Source organism: Rhodococcus sp. KB6 (assembly GCF_001445685.1).
In the GTDB taxonomy this organism is placed as follows: domain Bacteria; phylum Actinomycetota; class Actinomycetes; order Mycobacteriales; family Mycobacteriaceae; genus Rhodococcus_F; species Rhodococcus_F qingshengii.
The window spans coordinates 14,955-39,571 of sequence record NZ_LNAK01000134.1; the positions used below are offsets into that span (position 1 = coordinate 14,955).

Annotated in this window: 22 protein-coding genes, 1 tRNA gene and 1 other RNA gene; 19 read left to right on the forward strand and 5 right to left on the reverse strand. The window is 62.5% G+C overall.

Going from position 1 to position 24,617, the window contains the following annotated elements; all coding sequences use genetic code 11:
* Positions 1 to 17: 17 nt before the first annotated feature.
* Both ASU23_RS20015 and ssrA read left to right on the forward strand, forming a co-directional pair.
* Entirely contained in the window at positions 18 to 1,574 is a 1,557-nt protein-coding gene (locus ASU23_RS20015) for an SDR family oxidoreductase (RefSeq protein ID WP_058038581.1), read from the forward strand.
* A gap of 66 nt (positions 1,575 to 1,640) precedes the next feature.
* Positions 1,641 to 2,011, forward strand: a transfer-messenger RNA (tmRNA) gene (gene ssrA, locus ASU23_RS33505).
* 101 nt (positions 2,012 to 2,112) lie between these two features.
* Here ssrA and ASU23_RS20020 read toward each other — a convergent pair.
* The 3 genes from ASU23_RS20020 to ASU23_RS20030 form a co-directional block, all read right to left on the reverse strand.
* The gene (locus ASU23_RS20020) at positions 2,113 to 3,093 is read right to left on the reverse strand and encodes an alkaline phosphatase family protein (RefSeq protein ID WP_058038582.1); all 981 of its coding nucleotides are present in this window, start codon (positions 3,091 to 3,093) and stop codon (positions 2,113 to 2,115) included.
* 101 nt (positions 3,094 to 3,194) lie between these two features.
* Positions 3,195 to 4,496: an HNH endonuclease signature motif containing protein gene (locus ASU23_RS20025; RefSeq protein ID WP_058038583.1), complete on the reverse strand. Its 1,302-nt coding sequence runs from the start codon at positions 4,494 to 4,496 to the stop codon at positions 3,195 to 3,197.
* 110 nt (positions 4,497 to 4,606) lie between these two features.
* A complete protein-coding gene (locus ASU23_RS20030) occupies positions 4,607 to 5,428 on the reverse strand; it encodes a GNAT family N-acetyltransferase (RefSeq protein ID WP_080961234.1) in 822 nt (273 codons plus the stop codon).
* A 53-nt stretch (positions 5,429 to 5,481) separates the two neighbouring features.
* Here ASU23_RS20030 and ASU23_RS20035 point away from each other — a divergent pair, with 53 nt between their 5' ends.
* The 14 genes from ASU23_RS20035 to ASU23_RS20100 all read left to right on the forward strand — a co-directional run bounded on the left by ASU23_RS20035 (position 5,482) and on the right by ASU23_RS20100 (position 17,985).
* Positions 5,482 to 6,114 carry an alpha/beta fold hydrolase gene (locus ASU23_RS20035; protein WP_007731295.1) on the forward strand — a complete coding sequence of 211 codons (633 nt, stop codon included), beginning with the start codon at positions 5,482 to 5,484 and terminating at the stop codon, positions 6,112 to 6,114.
* Positions 6,111 to 7,391 carry an NAD(P)/FAD-dependent oxidoreductase gene (locus ASU23_RS20040; protein WP_058038584.1) on the forward strand — a complete coding sequence of 427 codons (1,281 nt, stop codon included), beginning with the start codon at positions 6,111 to 6,113 and terminating at the stop codon, positions 7,389 to 7,391. The genes ASU23_RS20035 and ASU23_RS20040 overlap by 4 nt, the downstream gene beginning before the upstream one ends.
* Positions 7,382 to 8,125, forward strand: a complete 744-nt coding sequence (locus ASU23_RS20045) for a DUF1365 domain-containing protein (RefSeq protein ID WP_058038585.1) — start codon at positions 7,382 to 7,384, stop codon at positions 8,123 to 8,125. The genes ASU23_RS20040 and ASU23_RS20045 overlap by 10 nt, the downstream gene beginning before the upstream one ends.
* A complete protein-coding gene (locus ASU23_RS20050) occupies positions 8,122 to 9,411 on the forward strand; it encodes a cyclopropane-fatty-acyl-phospholipid synthase family protein (RefSeq protein WP_003942339.1) in 1,290 nt (429 codons plus the stop codon). The genes ASU23_RS20045 and ASU23_RS20050 overlap by 4 nt, the downstream gene beginning before the upstream one ends.
* Entirely contained in the window at positions 9,408 to 10,724 is a 1,317-nt protein-coding gene (locus tag ASU23_RS20055) for a cyclopropane-fatty-acyl-phospholipid synthase family protein (protein ID WP_058038586.1), read from the forward strand. Before ASU23_RS20050 ends, ASU23_RS20055 begins: the two co-directional genes overlap by 4 nt.
* Entirely contained in the window at positions 10,721 to 11,524 is an 804-nt protein-coding gene (locus ASU23_RS20060; RefSeq protein WP_037130102.1) for a DUF1295 domain-containing protein, read from the forward strand. The genes ASU23_RS20055 and ASU23_RS20060 overlap by 4 nt, the downstream gene beginning before the upstream one ends.
* A 23-nt stretch (positions 11,525 to 11,547) precedes the next feature.
* Positions 11,548 to 11,925, forward strand: a complete 378-nt coding sequence (locus ASU23_RS20065) for a CrcB family protein (RefSeq protein ID WP_058038587.1) — start codon at positions 11,548 to 11,550, stop codon at positions 11,923 to 11,925.
* The gene (gene crcB / locus ASU23_RS20070) at positions 11,922 to 12,266 is read left to right on the forward strand and encodes a fluoride efflux transporter CrcB (protein WP_003942344.1); all 345 of its coding nucleotides are present in this window, start codon (positions 11,922 to 11,924) and stop codon (positions 12,264 to 12,266) included. The genes ASU23_RS20065 and crcB overlap by 4 nt, the downstream gene beginning before the upstream one ends.
* 97 nt (positions 12,267 to 12,363) lie before the next feature.
* Positions 12,364 to 14,001: a phosphoglucomutase (alpha-D-glucose-1,6-bisphosphate-dependent) gene (pgm, locus tag ASU23_RS20075; RefSeq protein ID WP_042924497.1), complete on the forward strand. Its 1,638-nt coding sequence runs from the start codon at positions 12,364 to 12,366 to the stop codon at positions 13,999 to 14,001.
* A 42-nt stretch (positions 14,002 to 14,043) separates the two neighbouring features.
* The gene (locus ASU23_RS20080) at positions 14,044 to 15,297 is read left to right on the forward strand and encodes an MFS transporter (RefSeq protein WP_003942326.1); all 1,254 of its coding nucleotides are present in this window, start codon (positions 14,044 to 14,046) and stop codon (positions 15,295 to 15,297) included.
* A 25-nt stretch (positions 15,298 to 15,322) separates the two neighbouring features.
* The gene (locus tag ASU23_RS20085) at positions 15,323 to 15,811 is read left to right on the forward strand and encodes a MauE/DoxX family redox-associated membrane protein (RefSeq protein WP_058038588.1); all 489 of its coding nucleotides are present in this window, start codon (positions 15,323 to 15,325) and stop codon (positions 15,809 to 15,811) included.
* Positions 15,812 to 15,853: 42 nt separating this feature from the next.
* Positions 15,854 to 16,597, forward strand: coding sequence for a DsbA family protein (locus tag ASU23_RS20090; protein ID WP_007731305.1), 744 nt, complete (start codon positions 15,854 to 15,856; stop codon positions 16,595 to 16,597).
* Positions 16,598 to 16,742: 145 nt separating this feature from the next.
* Positions 16,743 to 16,815, forward strand: a tRNA-Ala gene (locus ASU23_RS20095).
* Between the two features lie 126 nt (positions 16,816 to 16,941).
* A complete protein-coding gene (locus ASU23_RS20100; RefSeq protein WP_253741415.1) occupies positions 16,942 to 17,985 on the forward strand; it encodes an NAD(P)/FAD-dependent oxidoreductase in 1,044 nt (347 codons plus the stop codon).
* Between the two features lie 10 nt (positions 17,986 to 17,995).
* Here ASU23_RS20100 and ASU23_RS20105 read toward each other — a convergent pair whose 3' ends face one another.
* Positions 17,996 to 20,530 (reverse strand): alpha/beta fold hydrolase, encoded by a 2,535-nt coding sequence (locus ASU23_RS20105; protein ID WP_058038589.1) that lies wholly within the window; start codon positions 20,528 to 20,530, stop codon positions 17,996 to 17,998.
* 178 nt (positions 20,531 to 20,708) lie between these two features.
* Here ASU23_RS20105 and ASU23_RS20110 point away from each other — a divergent pair, with 178 nt between their 5' ends.
* The 3 genes from ASU23_RS20110 to bluB all read left to right on the forward strand — a co-directional run bounded on the left by ASU23_RS20110 (position 20,709) and on the right by bluB (position 23,071).
* The gene (locus ASU23_RS20110) at positions 20,709 to 21,311 is read left to right on the forward strand and encodes a lipocalin family protein (protein WP_058038590.1); all 603 of its coding nucleotides are present in this window, start codon (positions 20,709 to 20,711) and stop codon (positions 21,309 to 21,311) included.
* 81 nt (positions 21,312 to 21,392) lie between these two features.
* Positions 21,393 to 22,445, forward strand: a complete 1,053-nt coding sequence (locus ASU23_RS20115; protein ID WP_058038591.1) for a GTP-binding protein — start codon at positions 21,393 to 21,395, stop codon at positions 22,443 to 22,445.
* Positions 22,442 to 23,071 (forward strand): 5,6-dimethylbenzimidazole synthase, encoded by a 630-nt coding sequence (bluB, locus tag ASU23_RS20120; RefSeq protein WP_058038592.1) that lies wholly within the window; start codon positions 22,442 to 22,444, stop codon positions 23,069 to 23,071. The genes ASU23_RS20115 and bluB overlap by 4 nt, the downstream gene beginning before the upstream one ends.
* A 14-nt stretch (positions 23,072 to 23,085) precedes the next feature.
* Here the strand turns inward: bluB and ASU23_RS20125 are convergent, their stop codons facing one another.
* Entirely contained in the window at positions 23,086 to 24,525 is a 1,440-nt protein-coding gene (locus ASU23_RS20125) for a DEAD/DEAH box helicase (protein WP_042450056.1), read from the reverse strand.
* Positions 24,526 to 24,617 lie beyond the last annotated feature (92 nt).

Here is a 24,617-nt window from a genome sequence, read left to right on the forward strand (position 1 = left end):
GTGCGTAGCGTGGGGTGATGGACGCAGTGAGAGTGTTGATCACGGGTGCGACCGGATACATCGGCGGACGTCTTGCCCCTCGCCTGGTCGAAGAGGGTCATCGAGTTCGAGTGGTGGTGCGCAGCCCGGAGAAACTACGCGATGTTCCCTGGCACGATTCCGTGGAGATCAAGCGCGGGGATCTGACCGACAGTGCCACCCTCTCAGGTGTTTTCGATGATATCGACGTGGTCTACTACCTCGTTCACGCCATGGGTGGGGGAGGGTCGTTCTCGGATATCGACAAGCGAAGCGCGGAGAACGTCGCCGCCGCTGCCCGCGATGCGGGGGTGCGACGGATCGTCTACCTGGGCGGGCTTCATCCCTCCGACCGAGAGTTGTCGACTCACTTGCAGTCCCGGCTCGAAGTCGGTCGGATCCTGCTCGACTCCGAGGTTCCGACGGTTGTGTTCCAAGCTGGAGTGGTGATCGGATCGGGTTCGGCGTCCTTCGAAATGGTGCGCCACTTGACCAATCGGCTTCCGGTGATGACCACACCCAAGTGGGTGCACAACAACATTCAGCCGATCGCGGTGCGTGACGTACTCCACTATTTGATTGCAGCCGCGGCGACGACGCCGGAGGTCAACCGCGCCTTCGACATCGGTGGGCCGGATGTCATGCAGTACGGCGAAATGATGAACACCTACGCCGACGTCGCTGGATTGGTACGCCGACGCATCCTCGTCCTGCCCGTCCTCACCCCGCGTCTGGCAGGTCACTGGGTGGGATTGGTCACGCCGATCCCACGAGGTTTGGCGATGCCCCTGATCGAATCCCTGCAGAACGACGCGGTGATGCACAATCACGACATCGACGGCTTCATCCCGCCTCCCGCCGAGGGCCTCACGCCGTATCGAGAAGCGGTGCGACTGGCACTTCGAAAGATCGACACCGGTGAGGTGGAGACGGCGTGGTCCGGTGCAACGATCGCGGGCGCTCCATCCGATCCTCTTCCATCCGACCCGGATTGGGCCGGCGAAGCGGTCTACGTCGATCATCGCGAACGTGACTGCGCGGCGGATCCGAAAACCCTCTGGTCGGTGGTCGAGTCGATCGGCGGCGAGAACGGTTGGTATTCATTCCCTTTGGCGTGGGCCATTCGGGGGTGGATGGACCGCGCGGTCGGTGGTGTCGGACTGCGCCGGGGCAGGCGGGATCCACGCCGGCTCAACACGGGCGAAGCCCTGGACTTTTGGAGGGTCGAAGAAATCGATCGAGGCAAGTTGCTCCGATTGCGCGCCGAGATGAAGGTCCCGGGCGGAGCATGGTTGGAGTTGCGAGTATCAGAAGGCCCAGCCGGTGCCGACGGACGGCCGGTGGGTTCCCACCTCGATCAACGCGCGGTCTTCTTCCCTCGCGGGCTCGCGGGTCGGGCGTACTGGTATGCGATCCTGCCTTTCCACGGAGTCGTCTTCCAGGGGATGATCACCAACATCACCGGTGCCGCCGAGCGTGAGATGGCTGCAGTGCAGGAAACGGCTGGGGTGCAGGAATCAGCTGGGGCGAAGGACACGGAAAGTGCCGCCGATTAATTGGTATGACTTCCGAACTTCGGCGCGTTATAGTGAATAGCCCCACGAAAGACGCGGGGCACACACGGGGCTGAACGGTTTCGACTGCGTGTGTTGAGTTAGGGGAAGCGTGTCGGTGCAGGCAAGAGACCACCGTAAGCGTCGCTGCAAACCTATAAGCGCCGATTCCAATCAGCGCGACTACGCTCTCGCTGCCTAAGTAGCGAAGCGTGTCTGTCAGCCCGGGGTTGCCCTCGACCCGGTTCCTGGCATCAGCTAGAGGGCTTTACTGTTCGGCTCGGTCACGGAGTCGGATGGGACATCAAACAGTGACTGGGATCGTCATCCTAGCTTGTTCGCGAGACTGGGAGATCCAAGTAGAGACTTAGCGAACTGCACACGGAGAAGCCCTAGCGATTCAACGTAGGACCCGGGTTCAATTCCCGGCAGCTCCACAACAGGTCGGGCCGGAGAGCACACGCTCTCCGGCCCGACCTTTTTGTTGCCTTGCTGCTGTTTTGTTGCGGCGCTTTGCTGCCGCGCTCGGGACTTCTTGCGATCAGGAGCCGAAGAATCCCAGGTCGACCGAGCCGACGAAGCCGGGAGCTTCCTTGGCCAGCGGCTTGCCGTCCAAATCGGTAGGCAATGCAACGCCCAGGCTCTGGAGGATTGTCGGGGTGATGTCGGCGATCGTGTACGAGTCTGTGTTCTTACCGGCCGCGTATCCCGAGCCGCGTGCTATGACGAATGTCGTTGCTTCCGCGGGTGTCTGACCGCCGTGCCCGCCGGTGGGCTTGTGCCCATGATCCGCAGTGACCAGTACGGTCCACTTCTCACCGGTCTTTGCTGCGCGCTGATCGACGGCATCGACAATCTTGCCCACCTGAGCATCGACCGAGGCGATGGACTCTTCGTACGCAGCGCCGTTGGTGCCGCCGCTATGTCCCGCGCCGTCCACCTGATCGAGTTGGGTGAAGATCAGGTCAGGTCCCTTGTCTGTGATGTCGCGGGCGACGGCGTCTGCCGTCGCAGCGTCGGTGGCCGCTCCGGAACCTGCATCGGCCGTGGTGACGACAACGTCGGCTTTCGGTGTCCCACTGGAGGCGATGTTGTCGATGCCGCCCCAGGTGGAGATCGATTCGGTGAGGAGGGAGGGCTTTGCTGTTTCCAGCCGGGTGAAGACGCTCGGGTAGAGGTCGAAGCGGGCGCCCGCGTACGTGTTGTCCTTGACTCCGTGCTTGGTATCCCAGACTCCGGTCAGGATGGTCGACCACGACGGTCCGGAGATGGTGGTGTGGCCGAGGATGGAAGATTCTCCGCTGGTTCCTTCGGCGATCAGCTTCTGGAGGCGGGGAGCGTCGGCGGTCTTGATGTGGCTGAGCATAGTGCCGTCGAGGCCGATGACAACTGTCTTCTCGGCGGCCGACGGATTGAGGTCGGACGATCCGGGAATTGCTGCAGCAGTTGCAGTTCCGGCAGCAACAGCGCCGGCGAGGAGGAGTGTGATAGCGGCTGAGGTGCGTGCGATTTTCTTGGTCACGCTAAGCATCTTGCGATAGGACTAGACCAATTGCACTACCTGGATGTGAGGGTTGTCCTGTTGTTCACGGCAGATTCAGATTGGACTAGACCAATGTTTCCTCAGGCGGCCCAACCGTCGAGGATGACGCTGACCGCGTGATCGAGGTGAAGGGGCTCGCCGTCCCATCTTGGGATGATCGCGTCGTCGGGTATGTCTCCGCGCAGTAGGCCATCAGCGAATCCCTCGGTCGGTGGTGCTGGGTCGATGACGTCACCATTGGCGTAAAGGAACTCGAACTTCTGCTCGCCGAGAGCAGTGATCGTGAACTGGCCGTCATGCAGCGCGCGGTGGCAGGTGCCGCACAGCATGATCAGATTGTCCAAGTCCGTATTTCCGCCGCGTCCCCAGAATTTCACGTGATGTGCGTGTAAGAAGCGAGTCCGCCCGCAACCCGGTGTGCGGCAAGATCCGTCGCGGTAATTCAATGCCAGCATTTGTTTGGCGCTGACGACGCGGGTCCTTCGGCCCAGATTCAAAACGCATCCCTCCTTTGTCGTTCCCAGGCGAAGTTTCGCGTTGCAGAGCACTTCCTCGGCGGCACTTTGGGGGAGCGCGGGTCCACTCGGTACACGGACGGTGTTCGCTTCGTGGAAGAACACAACTTCGTTCGCGGCGGCCTTGGACGTGCGGTCTGTGACTGCGGCGGTGGCGAGCTCTGCCATCGCGACGAGTCCTGGTCCGATATTTCCGGCCGGGTTCTTTGTAGCCTTCTCGTCGACAGGGCGGATGGCAGCGGTTCGGGTGCGTTCACGTTCCGCCACCGCCAATGCTGCGAGGATTCGGGCGCCGTCCTGTGCGGGCAGGCGTCCTTTGATGACAAACTCGCCCGTATCAGAGTCCCAATGCCAGCGGACCTGAAGATGTTCGGGCGCTTTGCTTTTGCCGGATTCATTGTCGGTTGCTTTACGCAGACCTGCGGCGAGACGATCGATCTGGGCTGCGGGCGCCTCGCATCCGAACCGAACCATCTGCTTTTCGTTTGACGGCGTGGTGACCCGGGTGAGTGCGCGAACCTTCGAGTAGGACAGCCGGCCTTGCTCGAAGGCCTTCCGCATCTCGGGCAAAGGTCGGAGCGCTTTGGCGACGCGAACATATTCCCTGCCGGTGTGCAGGCTCATTCCACATTTCCACGACAGCCAGTGGGCGCATGAATGCAGTCCAGGGCCGGACCAGCCGCGGTCTTCGTCGAACTTCGACAGGAGGGTGAGGAATCGAGCCGTGGCCGCGGCGATCTGGCCGGCGAGAGCGCAGATTTCGGAGCCGAGTTGCTCTACGTCGCTTCGGGTGGAATCCGGCGTTTCTTCATTGATCAGTGCCGCGGTATCGGTCAGTTCTGCGGTATCGGTCAGTGCTGCGTTCATCGTTGCCCCCCGGCGCGTGTCCGACAATGTTTCGAATGTACGTTCGATAATAGATGCCAGTACCGACACACATCCGTGGATGAGGACGGAAAGCGTCCCCGCGGGGACGTCTAACCGCTGCCGATCGAGTACTCGGCGTAGGTACCGACATCCTCGAAGCCGACGTTTCGATAGAGCTGTGCGCCGTCGCTGGACGCCTGAAGTACAGCGGTTCGGGCACCTCGCTCGCGGGCGATGTCGAGTGCGGCAAGGGTGACCGCCGAGCCGAATCCGCGTCGGCGCGCCGTTTCGAGTGTGACGACCCCATACAGTCCGGCGACGTCGGCGGCAAAATGGACCTCGGCTCCGGCGACAGGCTGGGAGTTCGCGTATCCCACGACAAACGAACTCCGCGAGCGCTCATCGAGGATGTCATCGGCGGTGTCTTCGAAGAAACGTATTACTGCGGTTGAGGGCGGCGACCAATTGGCGGCCATCACGGCGGCGTAGTCGGCGAGCTGCGAACGAGTCGTCACTCGCTGAACGCACAGTTCTGAGACAGGCGTTGGGCGTGGGACGACGTCCAAGTCTGCCGTCATCGCTCTTTCTTCCTCGGAGCGCACGCAGCCGAGGGCTGACAAGCGAGCACCGAGGTCAGAGGGCTTGTCGCGCGGACCCGTCCACCAGGAGAACGGACGACCGGTTGCTCGAAGCCACGCGAGTACGTCGAGTAGTCGTCGGTCTTCTTCCGGGCCTTCAGCAGCAGGTACAGCGAAGCGCGCACCAGCGATGATGTTGAAAGTGTCGTCGGTGAGGCCGCTGTCTGCGACGACAACATCTGCAGAGACCGTGACCGATCCCGTCGGCAAGTGTTCATGCAGGTGGCAAGCATGGGATACCAAGTTGGCGTCCATGGCGTCGAGGACATCGCCGACGAGTGCTTCACGATTCACAAAAGAAATTCTACGAACCCCATCCAAATGGTTTTCGGCTCCGAATGCCGTGTATGACGCCCAACCGACGGCAACAGCAGGACGGTGACCAGCACCTGGTGGTGCTAGTGCTGCCTGGAGGAAAGGTATCGAGCCATCGCCCGGCTCGCGCCTGGCATCTGTCCAACCTTCGGATGTGCCCGTTCACCGCTCAGCTTCGCCTCTCCGGTGTGAAAGCGGTGCAGGCTCGCTATCGAGTTCGAGGTTGGAACGGTGCCGAGCGCAGTCCGGTCGCCGACGCCCGCGCCGCACTCGACGCGATAACGAAACGTAATTCACAAGCTCAGGTGATCCTGCTGGGGCACTCGATGGGCGGACGGGTCGCCGCCGAACTATGTGGCGATCCGGCGGTGGTCGGTGTGGTCGCGCTGGCGCCGTGGTGGCCCGATGGAACGTCGGTGAATCTGCATTCGGACACACCGCTGGTTGTGCTCCACGGCACGGCCGACTCGTGGACCGACCCGGCAGCGTCTCGCCGGAAGGTTGACGAACTGCAGAAGTCGGGTAAGAGCGCTGAATGGATCGGCATCGACGGCGCAGGCCACTTCATGCTCCGTCGGGCGGCGACTTGGCATCGCCTCGTCGCGGATGCAATCGCAGGAATGAGTCGCGGGGTAGCCGCAACAAAGATGGGAGAACGACGATGAGTTCCGACAAGCGCAAGGTGGCCGTCGTCGGTAGTGGTGTCGCAGGTCTGACAGCGGCGTGGGTGCTCAGTAAGGACAGTGACGTCACCCTCTACGAAGCGGATTCACGGCTCGGCGGGCACGCGGACACCCATTCGGTCACCGACCCGGAAGGGCGAAGCCTCGCCATCGACACGGGGTTCATCGTCCACAACGATCGCACCTATCCGACATTGTTGCGATTGTTCGCAGAACTAGATGTGCCTACGCAGGAATCCGATATGAGCATGTCGGTCAGGTGTGGGGGGTGCGGGCTCGAGTACTCGGGAGGCCAAGGGTTGCGCGGCGTTCTCCCGACGCCGGGGCTGCTGGTGAACGGCAGTTTTCTGTCGATGTTGATGGAGGTCAAGCGCTTCCATCGCCGTGCCCGCGCATTGCTCGACAACACGGATCCGTCGGCACCCGACCAGACACTGGGAGTGTTTCTGCGCAGCGGCCGGTTCTCCGACTACTTCACCGCTCACTTCATGACTCCGCTCGTGTCGGCAGTCTGGTCGTGTGATCCCGGCTCGGCGCTGAAATATCCCGCGCGGTACCTGTTCTCGTTCCTCGATCACCACGGAATGCTGAGCGTCACTGGATCGCCGACCTGGCGAACAGTCACCGGTGGATCGGGCGAATACGTTCGTCTCGTCGCCAAAAGTATCGGGGATATCCGCCTGAACACGCCGGTTCGCGCCGTCCACCGGTTCGACGATCGCGTCGACATTCGTGACGGCGACGACCAGATCCAGACCTTCGACGCAGTTGTGGTCGCAACGCATCCGCAGCACGCACTGAAGATTTTGGCGGATCCGACGCCTGCCGAATCCCAGGTCCTCGGTGCAATGCCGTACTCCGTCAACCACACCCAACTTCACACGGACGAAAATGTGCTGCCCGGCAACACCAATGCGCGCGCGTCGTGGAACTACTACATCCCTGAATGCAACGCGAAGCCGGATCACGTTCTGGTCAGCTACGACATGACGAGGTTGCAGCGGCTGCCGGAGACCGGCCGGCGCTACCTGGTGACGTTGGGGGGATACGAAATGGTGGCCCCGGACTCGGTGATCGATCAGATGACCTACGAGCATCCGCAGTACACACCCACCTCCGTCGCCGCTCAAGCGCGGCTTCCCGAGTTGGACTCGGACGTGCTCGCGTTTGCCGGTGCGTACCACGGATGGGGCTTCCACGAGGACGGTGCACTCTCTGGCCTGCGTGCCGCCGAACGCGTCGGAGGTCGGTGGCCGTGACTACTCCCATCACGCCGTCCATCGTTCATACGAGCATTCGGCACGTACGAACGGAGCCGTTGCACAACGAGTTCGAGTACCGAAGCTACAGTTGGCTCGTCGACGTCGACGATTTGCCCGAGCTCCCGAAGGCTTTGCGGCCCTTGGCGAAGTTCGACGCCGGGGATCACCTCGGCGACCCCACTCGATCGATTCGTGCCAACGTCGAGACTTTTCTGGCAACCAACGGATTGGAGTTCGCCGGCGGTCGCATCCTCATGCTTACGAACGCGCGTGTGTTCGGCCATGTGTTCAACCCGCTGAGTGTGTTCTGGTGTCTGAACGACGACGGCAGTCAGCGGTGCGTCGTTGCCGAGGTTCACAACACCTACGGCGAGCGGCACTGCTACCTGCTCGACACCGACGAACGTGGCGCGGTTCGCACGTCCAAAGAGTTCTACGTATCTCCGTTCAACGATCTGGACGGCGAGTACCGGATGCGACTTCCGCTACCCGACACCGCGCTCGCGCTCTCGATAGTTCTGGCCCGTGACGGCAAGGCGCCCTTCGTGGCCACGGTGTCCGGTCGTTGTGTGCCGGCGACGACGCGCGAGATCGTGCGCAGTGCGCTCGCCATCCCGCTGGCTCCGCTCCGAGTCGCCGCGCAGATCAGATTTCAAGGAATCCGGCTGTGGGCCAGGCGCTTACCCATCGTTCCCCGACCGCAACATCACCCGCAGGAGGCAGTGCAATGACCACAACCACTCTCGGCACCGAACCTTCCGCTCACACGATCGAAACCGAGCGGTGGCCGGGCGTCGCCACCGTGCCGAGCGGGCTCAAAGTGCGGGTTGCATCACCGGTTGCCCGCGCCCTGTTCCACAAGGCGGTCGCACGTTTGCCGCTGCGTGTCCAGATGCCCAACGGTGAGTTCTCCGGTGGCGGTAGCCCCGATTCGCCGTTGATGGTCATTCACCGCCCAGACGACTTCGCTGCTCGTGTGGGGGACAGTGGTTTGATCGGATTCGGCGAGTCTTACATGGCGGGCGATTGGGAAGCATCCGACCTCACTGCGGTCCTGGAAGTCTTCGCCTCCCGCGTGGCGACGCTCATTCCCGACTTCCTGCAGCGGCTACGAGGCCTCTACATTCCGAAGCAGCCTCGCAGTGAACGGAATTCGACGCAGAACACGCGCTCGAACATCTCCCGGCACTACGACCTCTCGAACGAGATGTTCGAACTGTTCCTCGACGACACCATGACGTATTCCAGTGCCCTCTTCGAGGATCTGTCGGTAGGGGCGACCCCATCGTGGGACGTGCTCGCAGCGGCGCAGCATCGGAAGATCGATCGACTGCTGGATGGCGCAGGTGTCGGACCCGGTTCGCGAGTGCTCGAAATCGGCACAGGCTGGGGAGAATTGGCGATCCGAGCTGCCCAACGGGGAGCGACGGTGCGCTCGGTGACACTTTCGGTCGAACAGCAGGAATTGGCAGCGAAGCGGATAAGCGCTGCGGGACTGGCAGATCGCGTTCAGGTCGACCTTCTCGACTATCGGCAGGTACAGGGGGAGTACGACGCCGTTGTGTCGGTCGAGATGATCGAGGCCGTCGGCCACCAGTACTGGGGAAGCTACTTCCAGACGATCGACGCCCTGCTGGCGCCGGGTGGGCGCGCGGCGATCCAAGCCATCACGATGCCGCACGATCGAATGCTCGCGACCCGCAACACCTACACCTGGGTGCACAAGTACATCTTCCCCGGCGGATTTCTCCCGTCGGTGCGGGCGATCGAGGACGTCACCGAGCGCATGACAACCCTGCGGGTGCGTGAGCGGATGTCGATGGGCGATCACTACGCGCAGACGTTGCGACTGTGGGACGAGCGATTCAGCGCTCGCACCGACGAGGCGTCCGCGCTCGGGTTCGACGCAGTGTTCGCGCGCATGTGGCATTTCTACCTCTGCTACTCCGAGGCGGGGTTTCGGTCGGGGTATCTCGACGTCCAGCAAATTGTTCTCGATCGGAGGAACCAGCGATGACTGCCACAATGGATCGAACGACACAAGGTACCGGCGTTGCGGGTCGTCTCTCGGACATCCTCAGTCCACTTGTCGGCGGCGAACTTCCGGTGCGGTTGACTGCATGGGACGGCAGCACAGCAGGTCCGGAAGATGCTCCGAAGGTGACGCTTTACAGCCCGAACGTTTTGCGACGCTTGCTCTGGAATCCCGGCGAGTTGGGGGCTGCGCAGGCGTATGTTCTCGGTGAACTCGACGTCGAGGGCGATCTAGGCGATGCACTCACACACGTGTGGAAGGTGTCTGCCGAGCGGGGGCTCGGGTCGATTACCCCGACACCGTCGCTCGTCTTGGCCGCGGTCAAGGCTGCGCGATCCTTCGGTGCTTTCGGGAGACCTTTGGCTCCGCCGGCGTCGCAGGCTCAGGTGAAGGGGCGCCTGCACAGCCTCGCCCGCGACCGCGAGGCGATCGGGCACCACTACGATTTGTCGAACGATTTCTACCAATTGATCCTCGATGAGAACATGGCGTACTCCTCGGGCTATTGGACTTCCGATGCACCGGACTACACGCTCGAGGACTCACAGACAGACAAGCTGGACCTGGTGTGCCGCAAGGTCGGTCTCGATCGAGCGCGAGGCTTGCGGTTTCTCGATGTCGGCTGTGGTTGGGGCTCGCTCAGCCTGCATGCAGCGCGGGAGTACGGCGCCAGGGTTGTCGGAATCACGATCTCGGCGGAGCAGAAGGCTTTTGTCGACGCGAAGGTCCGCGCGCTCGGTTTGGAAGACTGGGTCGAGATTCGCCTCCAAGATTATCGAGAGATTCCAGACGGTCCCTTCGATGCGGTCGCGTCCATCGAGATGGGTGAGCACGTCGGTGAGGACAACTATCCGACCTACGTGAAAGCGCTCCACGACAATGTTATTGCCGGTGGCCGTGTGCTGATTCAGCAGATGTCCCGCACTGGCCCGCACCCCGGGGGAGGTCCGTTCATCGAGTCGTTCATCGCGCCGGACATGTACATGCGGCCCGTCGGTCGCACTGTTGCGATGATCGAGGAAGGTGGACTCGAAGTGCGGGACGTCCACGCCCTGCGTGAGCACTACGTGCGGACCGTCGACGCGTGGGTCGAGACCTTCGAATCGAACTGGGATCGCGTCGTGGAACTCGTAGGTGTCGAAGTCGCCCGGGTGTGGCGTCTCTACCTCGTCGGCGGAGGGATGGCATTTCGGGACGGCAGGATGGGCGTCGATCAGATTCTGTCGGTCCGGCCGCACGGTGATGGTCGATCGGGTATGGAACCGGTACGGCCGCAGTGGGTGTCGCGGCGATGAACGGATTCGACTGGGGCGCGTTCGGAGTGGTCACACTCACGAGTCTGCTGGCGATCGCCGTCGGAATGGCGGTGACAGCCACGATCGGTGTACGGATCGGGCGCCACAACGTTGTCGACGTGTCATGGGGCGCCGGCTTCGTTCTGATCGCGCTCGTGTCCGCGATAGTGGGAACCGGCGACCTCTGGCGCCGGTTGCTGATGCTTGCGCTCGTGGCGATCTGGGGTCTGCGGTTGGCGACGCACATGGCGATTCGATCGCGTGGCAAAGGTGAAGACCCGCGGTACGAAGAAATGCTCGGACGAGCGACGGGTAATCGAACGCTGTATGCGATCCGCAAGATCTATCTCACGCAGGGGATTTCGTTGTGGTTCGTCTCCCTGCCGATCCAGGTCGCAGCAGTGTCGAACGGCAGCTTCGGACTTCTTGTCGTACTCGGAATCGCGCTGTGGATTGTCGGCGTCACGTTCGAGACGGTCGGCGACCGACAGATGGAGGAGTTCAAATCCGATCCGGGCAGCCGTGGCCACATCATGGATCAAGGTTTGTGGGCATGGACGCGGCATCCCAACTATTTCGGCGACGCGTGTGTCTGGTGGGGGATCTTCCTCGTCTCGGCGTCCGTGTGGCCGGGGGTGTTGACCGTCCTCTCACCGATCGCCATGACGTACTTCCTGGTCTTCGCCACCGGAGCGCGGTTGCTCGAGCGACACATGGAACAGCGTCCGGGCTATCGCGAGTATCAGCAGCGGACAAGTTACTTCATTCCTCGCCCGCCGAAAGCCCGCTCCGGGACGTAGGCTCTTTCGGGTGAGGCCAGAGCATGGGTGATCTGAAACTGCCGGCTGCGGTATGCGCGGTTGCCGTCGGCGGAGGGTTGGGCGCGCTCAGCCGCTACGGTCTGGGGGAGCTCTTTCCCCACATCTGGACGACGCTGGTCATCAACGTCGTCGGCTCGTTCGTTCTCGGTGTTCTCGCGGCCCTGCTCGTGCACAACAAGGTTGGGTACCTCTTTCTCGGCACGGGCTTCTGCGGCGGCTTCACCACCTTCTCGTCCTTCGCGGTTCACGCCGTGACGGAGAGTCCGTGGCGATCGATTCTCTATGTTCTCGGGACGTTGCTTCCCGCGATCCTCGCTGCAGCACTGGGCAAAGGGCTCGGTGAACGCTGGATCCGCGCGCGGGACGGAGCGTCGGCATGACAGTTCTCCTGGTGGCGCTCGGCGGCGGCGCTGGTGCGAGTGGCCGGTACCTGTTGGCGCGGTATGTGCCCGCGTACAAGGGATTTCCGGCTGCGACGTTCGCCGCGAACGTGATCGGCTGCTTCCTCCTTGGATTGTTCACCGGGGCAGCTCTTTCCACCGAGATGGCCGCACTTCTGGCGACCGGCTTCTGCGGCGGCTTGTCCACCTATTCGACATTCGCGACCGAGAACGTCGGGATGATCGAGAGGCGCCAGACGGCGCTTTCTCTGATCTACATCGTCCTCAGTCTGATCGTGGGACTGTCCGCTGCGTGGTTGGGAATCCAGATCACGGATTGACGGATCCGGCGCCGAGCGTGCACGCCACGCGGCCAGGGTAGACAATTGTCCACAGTCGCGTCGACACAGTGGTCGACCACCGGGCCGAGGGGGATTCGTGGCGCACGAACGAGCAGGACAAGTGGCTCTGCCAGAGGATCTGATCAATGTTCCTCATCTGGTCACCGCGTATTACACGCGCACTCCGGATCCTGAGAACCCGATGCAGCAGGTACTTTTCGGCACTTCAGGACATCGCGGTTCCAGTCTCGACTCGGCGTTCAACGAAGCTCATATCCTGGCGACAACCCAGGCGATCGTCGAGTACCGCGCTTCGCAGGGAATCGACGGCCCGCTGTTCATCGGCCGGGACACACATGCGCTCTCGGAGCCTGCCTGGCTGTCGGCCTTGGAGGTCCTCGTCGCCAACGACGTCGTCGTCCTCGTCGATTCACGCGACGCCTACACTCCCACCCCGGCTGTCAGTCACGCGATCTTGCGATACAACTCGACGGGTCCGGAGGCCAAAGCCGACGGCATCGTCGTGACACCGTCACACAATCCGCCTCGTGACGGTGGCTTCAAATACAACCCGCCGCACGGCGGGCCCGCGGACACGGATGCGACGTCGGTTATCGCCGATCGAGCGAACGAGCTACTGCGCAAGGGGCTTTCCGGGGTACGGCGTGTGACGGCGGCACAAGCGCTGGACCGCGTCGAACGCTACGACTTCCTCCGCTACTACGTCGAAGACCTCCCCAGTGTCCTCAACCTCGACGCGATCCGCGATGCCGGAATCACGATCGGTGCAGACCCCCTCGGCGGGGCAAGCGTCGACTACTGGGGCGCGATTGCCGAAACTCACCGACTCGACCTCGAAGTTGTGAATCCTCTCGTCGATCCGACCTGGCGGTTCATGACGCTCGATACGGACGGCAAGATCCGCATGGACTGCTCGTCGCCCGACGCGATGGCGTCGCTGATCGGGATTCGGGATCGCTACGACATCGCGACCGGAAACGATGCGGACTCCGACCGCCACGGCATCGTCACTCCCGACGGCGGTTTGATGAACCCGAATCACTATCTCGCCGTTGCCATCGAGTACCTGTTCGCGAACCGGCCAGGTTGGGGCGCAGATACCAAGGTCGGCAAGACACTCGTGAGTTCCTCGATGATCGACCGTGTCGTGAGCAGCCTGGGCCGCGAATTGCTCGAGGTTCCGGTCGGGTTCAAGTGGTTCGTTCCAGGATTGCTCGACGGGTCCGTGGGATTCGGCGGCGAGGAAAGCGCCGGCGCGTCCTTCCTCCGACACGACGGTTCCGTCTGGACGACGGACAAGGACGGCATCATCCTTGCGTTGCTCGCGTCGGAAATCACCGCGGTGACGGGAAAGTCTCCGTCAGCGCACTACGCCGCGTTGGCCGAGAAGTTCGGGAGCCCGGCGTACGCACGTATCGATGCGCCCGCGACGCGCGCACAGAAGGCAGTCTTGGCAAAACTGTCTCCCGACCAGGTGAGTGCGACCGAGTTGGCGGGTGAACCGATCACCGCGACACTGACTGCCGCGCCCGGAAACGGCGCGGCGATCGGTGGTCTCAAGGTGACGACGGAGAACGCGTGGTTTGCAGCGAGGCCGTCCGGCACGGAGGACGTGTACAAGATCTATGCCGAGTCGATGAAGGGCGCCGATCATCTGGCTCAGGTTCAGGCAGCGGCCAAGGACTTGGTGTCCAGCGTCTTGAAGGCGAACTAGCCCGCGGACCGCTCATGTCGCCCGGCTAGAATTCCGGGCGACATGAAAACTCGTGCAGCCAAGCTGCCACAGGAAATTTGGGTACTGGTCGCCGCCAGCTTCGTCATCGCCCTCGGATTCGGGTTGGTCGCCCCGGCACTACCTCAGTTCGCGCGCAGCTTCGACGTATCGGTCACCGCCGCCACGATCGTGATCTCGTCTTTCGCTTTCATGCGGTTGGTGTTCGCGCCGATGAGCGGCACTTTGGTACAGAAACTCGGTGAGCGGCCGGTCTACATCGTCGGCCTTCTCATCGTCGCGGTCTCGACCGGTGCGTGCGCTTTCGCGGGGGAGTACTGGCAACTTCTGCTGTTCCGGTCGTTGGGCGGCATCGGGTCGACCATGTTCACGGTGTCGGCCCTCGGGCTGATCATTCGCATGTCACCGTCGGACAGTCGCGGCCGCGTGTCGGGTCTGTACGCGACAAGCTTTCTCATGGGATCGATCGGCGGCCCGCTGGTCGGCGGAGCGCTGTTGCAGTTCGGTCTGCGGATGCCGTTCATCATCTACGCAATTGCGTTGGTGATCGCCGCGCTCGTTGTCTTCGTGAGCCTGCGTGGATCTCATTTGGCGTCACCGGACAAGGCTGTCGATGTGAAGTCGATGACTCTCACAGAAGGCCTCCAGTCTCCGGTGTACCGGGCAGCGCTCGGATCGAACCTCGCCTTCGGTGGCGTGATCTTCGGAGTTCGCGTTGCCATGGTTCCCCTGTTCGTCGTCGAGTTCCTCGGCCGAGACCCCTCGATTGCGGCCTACGCCCTGACGATCTTCGCCGTCGGCAATGCGTTGGTGTTGATCGTCTCCGGACGACTCTCGGACCGCTTCGGACGCAAGCCCTTTGTCGTGAGCGGCCTACTCATCTGCGGTCTGGGAACCATCGCAATGGGATTCACCGACAACCTCGTGGTGTTCTTCGCCATTGCCGCAGTGACTGGTGTCGGCTCCGGCCTCATGAGTCCGGCCCAGCAGGCCGCGGTTGCCGATGTTGTCGGATCGACGGCCCGAGGCGGACCCGTTCTGGCGGTATTCCAGATGATGTCCGACATCGGTGGGGTAGTGGCGCCGATTTGTGCCGGACTGATCGCCCAGCATGTGTCGTACTCGGCGGCCTTCGCGGTGATGGGAGCCGTAGTAGTCGTGTCGGCGACGGGGTGGTTGTTCGTCCCGTCGCGAACGAAGCCTGTCGAATCCGTTGTAGAAGATCTGACTGATGTGACGGTGCTAACGGATACTCCTGCGCGGACAAACCTGGACTGACCGGGCATTCTGTACTCTCGATCGGGTGGCAATTCGCATCGTGAGTCTTGTGGCCCGATTGGGTTTGGCGGCCGTCTGGCTGATTTCCGGGGGACTCAAGTTCTTTGATCCCGTTCAGACGAAGATCGCGGTGCGCGCCTATCAACTATTGCCCGAGTCACTGGTGGGTCCGGTGGCGACGGCTCTTCCCCTGGTCGAAATAGTCCTGGGCCTGCTGATCCTCGTCGGGTTGGCGGTGCGAGCATCCGCTGCAGTCTCGGTGGTCATCCTCACGGTTCTCATTGCGGTGATCATTTCGGTGTGGGCCAGGGGATTGTCCATCGACTGCGGATGTTTCGGCGGCGGAGGTGCAGCCGACGTCGGCGCTTGGGACTATTCGAAGGAGATTCTCCGCGACCTGGGCTTCTTGGCACTTGCCGTCTGGCTGCTCGTGTTCCCGCGTTCGCCACTCGCGTTGGGGCCCGGATCACGCGTTGCGTTCTCAGTGGATACTCAGTCTTCAGTGGCAAGGTAAGCAATCGGTAAATCGTTTCGACGCACGAAGGACTGCATCAGCGTGAGCACCAAGAGCAGCAAGAACAAATACTCTCCGGAACCGGTCTCGAGCCGCTCCACCTACATCATCGGTGGCCTCGCGGTGCTCGTGATCGCGGCCCTCGTCATCGGCGGTGTCTTGTGGACGAACAGCAAGAACAAGCCCCAGAACGACGGTTACGGCTCCGTGCAGAGTTCCGAAGTTGCCGTCACGGTGCAGGACAACGGAGTGGTGCTGCTCGGCAAGCCCTCCGCCGCGACAACCATTGATCTCTTCGAGGATCCGCTGTGCCCGGCCTGTGCTGCTCTCGAACACCTCAGTGGCCAGGCTCTCGCGGCCGCCGTCGACAACGGTGACGTCGCCGTGCGGTACCACATGCTGAACTTCCTCAACCGGGCCTCGGGCAGCGGTGACTACTCCACACGGGCCGGCGCCGCTCTGCTCTGCGTCGCTCAGGGTGGTGACGCGATTGCGTACTCCGCATTCCATAACAAGCTTTTCGCGACCGACACGCAGCCGGCCGAGGGCGGCAGCAGCGACCACACCAACGACGACCTCGCCCAGATCGCTCGTGATGCGGGCGCATCCGAGGACGTGGCAACCTGCATCTCTTCCGGTACCAACGTCGAAGCCGCCGCGGCCAATGCCGCAGCCGCCAGCCAGGCGCTCAAGGATGTCGGGTCGAACGGGACGCCCACGGTAGTGGCGAACGGCAAGATCGTTGACACGGGCAGCAGCGACTGGGTTTCCAAGCTCTCCTCCTGAGCTGAAGCGGCCGCTCCGACGAGGAGCGGCCGCTTCGCTCTGACCAGGCGATTTGTTGCCCAGGAGTCAAGTGGTGTAACTTTCTTCCAGCAAGCGGAAAGCAGAACAGCCGCTGCGAGTTCGACTGTTAGAGCGAACTGAATACGGGGCTATGGCGCAGCTGGTAGCGCACCACACTGGCAGTGTGGGGGTCAGGGGTTCGAGTCCCCTTAGCTCCACCCAAGACAAATGCTCTGCACCAAACGGTGCAGAGCATTTGTTGTTTTCGTGCGCATTACTGTCCGCTGTGAGGCCTGATCGGCCCGTGCATCTCGGTACGGAGACCAGCGGCGGAATGGGGAATCGTGCGCGCACACGTGGTGGTGATCGGTGCAGGATATGCGGGCGCCATGGCAGCGAAGCGGCTCCATCAGATGATTGCGGCTGGCTACGACGCGACGGTCTCGTTCGACAGGGCGCTACCGCGTGCGGCACACCGAGTCTTCGGAGAGGTGACGACGATCGAGGCGGCGCTCGGCAGGCTCACCCTCGACGACGGCAGCGTGCTCGACTACGACTACTTGGTCTACGCAGTCGGAAGTAGGCAGTTACCCAGCACTATTGCCGCGGCGGCGGAGCACGGGTTCAGCGTCTCCGAATTCGAGGACGCGGTTCGCCTCGAATCCAGACTGGCGACACTCGACGGGAAGGCTACGGTCTGCGTTGTCGGCGGCGGTCTCACCGGAATCGAGACTGCCGCAGAATTGGCTGAGCAGCGAAGCAGCCGAATCACTTTGGTGACCGGAGGAATCGTGGCCCCGGATCTGTCAGAGCGTGCGCGATCTGCAATTCTCAGAACATTGACCGATCTTGGGGTCGACATCGTCACCGAATCCCGGGTGACGCGGATCGACGGTTCGTCCTGCGAGCTTGCGGGAGGCGCACGGGTGGAGGCAGATTGCACGATTCTCGCGACAGAATTCGGGGTCCCCGATCTGGCGCGCCGAAGTGGCCTTCCCGTCGACGGTCTCGGTCGTCTGAAGGTCGACGACCGACTCGAATGCTCGTCCCACCCCAACATCGTCGGTGCGGGTGATGCGGTCGCAGTCGGTGATCTTTTACTGAGGATGAGTTGTCAGGCTGCGATTCCCTTGGGAGTCCATGCGGCCGAGACGATCCTGCATCGACTCGAAGGTTCCGCGCCGCGCCCGGTGGCTCCGAAGTTCGCAGGCCGGTGCATCAGTCTCGGAAGGCGGCGAGGTGTGTTCCAGCGGACCACTCGTGTCGACAACGCAACGGGCATGTTCGTCGCAGGCAGGGCGGGTGCGTTCGTCAAGGAACGAGTGTGTTCGTCGACGACCGACTGGGCCCTCACTCCGCGCCGCTCTTTCTTCTACAGCTGGACATGAGGAGCGCTGGTCACGCTCGATCACAGACTCGATCGATGATCGCCGCAGTCTTGCGGACGTACGGTTGGCGGACGACGTCTTCGTGGCACGCGTCGACGTCGTCGAAATCCAGTGAGCCCGTGGCAATGAGTGACCAGATCTCGCGTCCACGGTTGTTGGTGGCCCCACGGATCACGGTGACGGGCGCGGCGCATGCTCGTATCCGATGCTTCCGGAGCGCCTGGCCTCCTATGTAGAGGAACACGGTCCACTGGGTGGCCGGCGGGTACTGCAGAAGGCCGGCGAACAGCGTGCGGATCCACATGGCCGCGACGGTGCGTCTGGTCGGCTTCCAGCGGGCATTGGTGGATGGTTGTGGTGCAAGGTCGACGATCGACGGATCCAAAGTGATGCCCGCTCGACCAGCCAGTCGTGCGGCAGCCTCGGTGGAGATTCTGGTGTCGAGAACGGTGACGTGTTCGACAGTGTCACCTGACTCGGACAGCTGTGTCGCCATTTCCAGCGCCACGTAGCCGCCGTACGAGTATCCGGCGAGGAGGTATGGCCCGGTGGGCTGAATCTTCTTGATTTCGAAAATGAAACGGCGGGCGCTTGCTTTCACCGACCGGTCGGGTAGTCCGCGAGATTCGAAGCCATGTGGCTGAAGTGCGTAAACCGGCCGATCGGTGTGAAGCGCTTTCGACAAGGCGGACAGCGTCGTCGATGGGCACCCCGCTCCGTTCATGATGAACAGCGGTCGCCCGGAGCCTTCGAGCTTCAGTGGCACCATCGTGTTGTGACAGACGCGATCATCGGGATCGATTCTGCGCCGATCCACCAGCGCTGCAAGGTCTTTGACGGTACTGGCGGCCGCGAACTCCGCCGCCGTGATCCGGATCCGGAACATGTCGTGAATCTTTGCCACCACTTCGGTTGAAGCAAGCGAATCGCCGCCGAGTTCGAAGAAGTCGTCCTCACGGTCGATGGAGTCGATACCGAGAATCGACTCCCAGATCGAGGACAACCACAATTCGGCGGGCCCGGCGAGAGTCGGTGGAGTGGACCGCACCTCGACGGAGGGCAGCGCTGTTCGATCGACCTTTCCTCTTTCGTTGCGGGGCAACGCCGGCATCAGAACAAAATGTCGGGGGAGCATCCAGGCCGGCAGATATGTTGCCAATTCGCGCCGCATCTCGGCGCCCGACCGTGCCATCACGGCTTTGGTCAGGACCACGTAGGCGACGATCTCCGGTCGATCGTTCTCGAGGACGACGGCCACGAAAACATCGGCGACGCCTGGAATTCGACGAATATGCGCCTCGACTTCCATCGGCTCCACCAGGTAGCCCCGAATCTTGACGGCGTCGTCGACGCGTCCCCGCAGTTGCAGTTCTCCGCGTTCGTCGATGCGGCCCCGGTCACCGGTCCGGTAGATGCTCACTCCGTCGCCCAGGCGCGTGAATCGTGTCGCAGTTCGATCCGGGTCGCCGTGGTATCCGTCGGCAAGATCACTGGAGACAACCTGAATCTCTCCGATCTCTCCGTCGGGGAGAGGCACGCCGTTCACATCGACGATCTGTACGTCCTTGCCGTCGCGAGCACGTCCGGCCGGTACCACTCCGACGGGTAGTTCGGAATGTGGTGGGAACGCGTTGTACGCGACGACACCGGTCTCGGTGGTGGCCAGCCAGTTGACGTACGTGACGCGAGCGAAGCCGTGACTGCGATGGCGCGCGTAGTCCTCGCCGTGAACTGCTTCCCCGTACGTTACGACGACGCGTAGGGAACCGATCGAATCATCATTTGCTGCATCGCAATCGAGATCCGACCACGCCCGCAGAAAGGACGGCGCACAGTGCGTGGTCGTGATCGAATTCTCGATCAGCCAGTCGTCGATTCCCGAGACGCCGTCGATACGTGGATCCCAGCAGAAGACCGTGACTCCGTTCATCAGGCCCATGATCAGGGCCGTGATTCCGGCTCCGAAACTGACGGGCAACAGGTTCCCGATGTGATCGTCGGGTCGCAGGTCGATTGCTGCGGCGAGTTCGTCGGCCTTGTTCAGGCACATGGAGTGGCTCAACACGACTCCCTTGGGTGCCCCGCTGGTGCCTGACGTGAACGCGATCATGGCAGGGTCGGAACTCGATGGTTCCAACGCGCTGTCGAATCTGAAGCCTGTCGCAGCAGACTCGTCGAGTATCGACTGCAGCGCGACGGCGCCCGAGGTGCTCATGATGTGCGCTCGGCGGGCCTCGGGGAGTTGTGGGTCGATCATGACCAAGGGCCGACCGGAAATCAGAGTGGCGAGGATGGCGGGCACCGACTCGGCCGTTGGTTCGAGATCGACCGCAACCGGGCGTGCCCCGTGTGACCCACGTAGGCGAAGTTCGCGGACCAATGCGTCGGTCCGGAGTTCGAGTTCGGCGAAAGTGATCCGGTCGCGCGGAGTCACGACGGCAACGGCGTCGTGCTGCATAGAGGTGACTCGGCGCCACCTCGACTCGATCGTCTCGTCGATGACTGCATAGCGAGTGCGTTCTAGACCTAAGTCGACAACCTTCATCACAGTAGCTCCGTCCGACTTTCAGCTATCTTTTAGCAAAGACTACATAAGGTTTGTGAAGTAGGTCCATAACAAACCAAAAGTAGTTTTACATACCGCCCCATCCTCCAGTCCGTCAGCTCCGAATGCCTTGAGGAACCAATGCCGATCGAGCGTTGTACAGACGAGGAGCAGTGACATGAAGTGGTCGGGGCGAAGTGCGATTGCGATTGCGGGAGTGTGCGCCGCAGCGACGATGTTTTCGGGAACCGCGCAGGCGAGCCCACTCTGGGAACCCTTGCAGCCGGTGGCGAACCTAGACGTCGCGCGCTACGTAGGGGAATGGAACCAGGTGGCGGCGATTCCTCAGCCCTTCAACCTCGCGTGCGCGAAGGACACCCGGGCGAGTTACGGGATTGTCGATTCCACGAACGTGAGCGTGAAGAACACGTGTACGACGTGGACCGGTCAAGCCAACGAGATCGTCGGGAATGCCCGAGTTACCGATCCAGCAACGGGTGCCCAGTTGCATGTGAGCTTCCCCGGGGTGCCCTCACAGGAAAGTTTGGACGGCCCACCCAACTACATCGTCACCTACATTGCCGACGACTATTCGTGGGCACTGGTGGGCGATCCGCTCAGGCTTTCCGGGTTCGTGCTCTCACGGTCGGCGGTCATCGACGCGGCAGGCTGGAGTGAGATCCGCCGGGTCGCCGAATCCCGTGGATACAACGCATGCACGATCCTGACGTCACCGACCACCGAGGGCACGTCGGACATCCGTCCGCTCTGCACGGTGTGAGTCTGCTGTCAGCGTGAACCTTCCGGAGCCACACTCCACTACGATCACTGATCGGTACGTGTGGTTTCGGAAGGTTGTGTGGTGGCGAAGAAGCAGATTCCCGTAATAGTCGTCGCAGGCTTTCTCGGTTCGGGCAAGACGACGCTGCTCAACCATCTTCTGCGTAACAACGACGGTGTACGCATCGGCGTGATCGTCAACGACTTCGGATCCGTCAACATCGACTCGATGATGGTCGCCGGTCAGGTCGATTCGATGGTCTCTCTCAGCAACGGCTGTTTGTGCTGCGCTGTCGACGTCTCGGACATGGACGAGATGCTGAACAAGTTGGCGCACCGGCAGTCCGGGATCGACGTGATCGTCATCGAGGCCAGCGGGCTTGCCGAGCCGCGGAACATGATTCGACTCGTCCTCGGAAGTGAGAACCCGTCTGTCGTCTACGGCGGCCTGGTGGTCCTGGTCGACGGAGCCAATTTCTCCACCGTTCGCCGCGAACATCCCGAGCTCGATCAACATGTCCGCCTGGCAGACCTGGTGGTAGTCAACAAGATCGACAGCGTTCCGGTCGCCGAACGCGAGCGATTCACGGCCGAAATTCGTAAGTTGAATCCGCGAGCGCCGATGGTGGAAACCTCGCACTCGCGGATAGACCCCGCTCTGTTGTTCGATACCGGCGAGGTGACCCCTCCGGCTCCGGGCGATCAACTGAGCCTCGACGAGCTCCTGCGCGACGGGCACGACGACGATCACGAGGACGGCTCGTGTCACCACGATCACCTGCACCACCGCTACGAATCGGTTGATTTCGCATCGGAGACGCCTCTCGATGCCAGGGCCTTGACGCACTTTCTCGAGAATCAGCCGTCGGGTGTTTACCGCATCAAGGGCTTCGTGAACTTCGAGATTCCGGGCTACACAGGAAAATTCGAGATCCAATCGGTGGGTGATCATGTCCGGATCACACCGCTGCGATGGAAGTCGGGCGAACCTCGAACCACGCAACTGGTCGTGATCGGCACCGGGATGGATTCGGGGGCGGTCGGCAGCGCGCTCCGCGCCTGCATGCGCGAAGAAACGGTCGAACCGCACCCCGACGCCATGCTGGGATTGCACCGCTATACCGTCGGGGCGTGAGTGAATCAGCTGTATCCGTGTACGAAGCGATTCGGCGACGCCGAGACGTTCGCGCCGAGTTCTCGGGAGAGATCGTCCCCGACGAAACTCTGATGCGCATTCTCGACGCCGCCCATCGCGCGCCGAGCGTGGGAAACACGCAACCGTGGGATTTTGTCGTCGTTCGTAATCCGGAGACGCTCGACACCTTCGCGGTACACGTCGCCGATGCCCGGGTGAAATTCGCGCAGTCCTTGCCCGAGGATCGCCGCTCGACGTTCGACCCCATCAAGATCGAGGGAATCGCCGAGAGCGGTACCGGCATCGTCGTCACTTACGACCCGTCGCGCGGTGGCCCGAACATCCTCGGCCGTCATACCGTCGACGACACCGGGCTGTTCTCGGCGGTACTGGCAATTCAGAATTTGTGGCTCGCCGCGGTAGCCGAGGAGATCGGCATCGGCTGGGTTTCGTTCTACGACGAGAAGTACCTCACCGAACTCATGGGCATTCCGTCACCCGTTCGCCCCATTGCGTGGCTGTGCGTCGGGAAGGTGACCGAGTTTCAACAGGTTCCGGATCTCGAACGCTTCGGATGGCGACAGCGCCGGCCACTGGCCGACGCTGTCCACTACGAAACCTATTGAGTTGTACCGGGGGCCTAGCGTGCGGGACGGCCACCGGTGGAGCCTGCGGTGCGAGCGCCGCCGCCGGTGCGGGGACGGCGAGCGCCACCACCGGCATGTTCCTGACGGGCAGCTCCGCCGGTGCGAGCACCGCGTGACTGACCGCCCTGTCCGGAGCGAGCCTGACCCGAACGTGCTGCGCCGCCGCGTCCACCCTGGCCGGCGGGACGCTGTCCGCGTCCACCGTTGGGCTGGGCAGGAGCCTTCGGAGCCGGCGTGACGTGCGGTGCGATGTCGCCGACCAACTTGACGACGTGCTCGGAGTTGGCAGTCGAACGGACCGGGGTCACCTTGATGGCTGCCTTGCGCATGAGGATCGCAAGATCCTTACGCTGCTCGGGCAGAACCACGGTGACCACGTCGCCGGCGCTGCCTGCGCGAGCGGTGCGACCACTGCGGTGCAGGTAAGCCTTGTGCTCGGCCGGCGGATCGACGTGGACGACCAACTCGACGTCGTCGACGTGGACGCCACGCGCTGCGACGTCGGTGGCGACGAGGACGCGCGCTTCACCGGCGGAGAATGCCGCCAGGTTACGGTCGCGAGCAGCCTGCGAGAGGTTGCCGTGAAGGTCAACGGACGGGATGCCCGACTCGGTGAGCTGGCGAGCCAACTTGCGAGCCTGGTGCTTGGTGCGCATGAACAGGATGCGACGACCGGTACCGGAAGCGAGCTTCTCGACCAGAGCCTTCTTGGCTTCGACGCCGTCGACGTCGAACACGTGGTGCGTCATTGCGGCGACGGGGGAGTTGGCCTCGTCGACCGAATGCATGACCTCGTTCTTGAGGAAACGCTTGACGAGCTTGTCGACGCCGTTGTCCAGCGTTGCCGAGAACAGTAGACGCTGCCCGTCCTGCGGGGTGGACGAGAGGATGCGGGTGACGACGGGCAGGAAGCCGAGGTCGGCCATGTGGTCGGCCTCGTCGAGCACGGTGATCTCGACGGCGTCGAGACTGACGAACTTCTGCTTCATGAGGTCTTCGAGGCGACCGGGGCAGGCGACGACGATGTCGACTCCGGCCTTGAGAGCCTGAACCTGGCGGTGCTGCGAGACACCACCGAAGATCGTGGTCACGCGCAAGTCGTATGCGGCGGCCAACGGTTCGAGGGTTGCGGTGATCTGGGTGGCGAGCTCACGCGTCGGTGCGAGCACCAGGCCGAGCGGTCGACCCGGACGACGCTTTCCTCCGGACAGTTCGCCGGCGAGGCGGGAGACCATGGGGATGGAGAACGCGAGGGTCTTGCCGCTTCCGGTCTTTCCGCGGCCCAGTACGTCGCGCCCCGAGAGAGTGTCGGGGAGGGTGTCGATCTGGATCGGGAACGGAGAAGTGATTCCGCCGTCTTCGAGAGCTTTCACCAGCGGTGCGCGCACACCGAGGGCTGCGAAGGTGGTAGCGGGCGTAGAGATGTCAGACAAGTGTGTTCAGAGCCTTTCGGGCACGTGTTCGTGCCCGGATGCCGACACGGGAATTAACCGGTCGAACAATCAAGCACAGTGGTGGCGGCGCT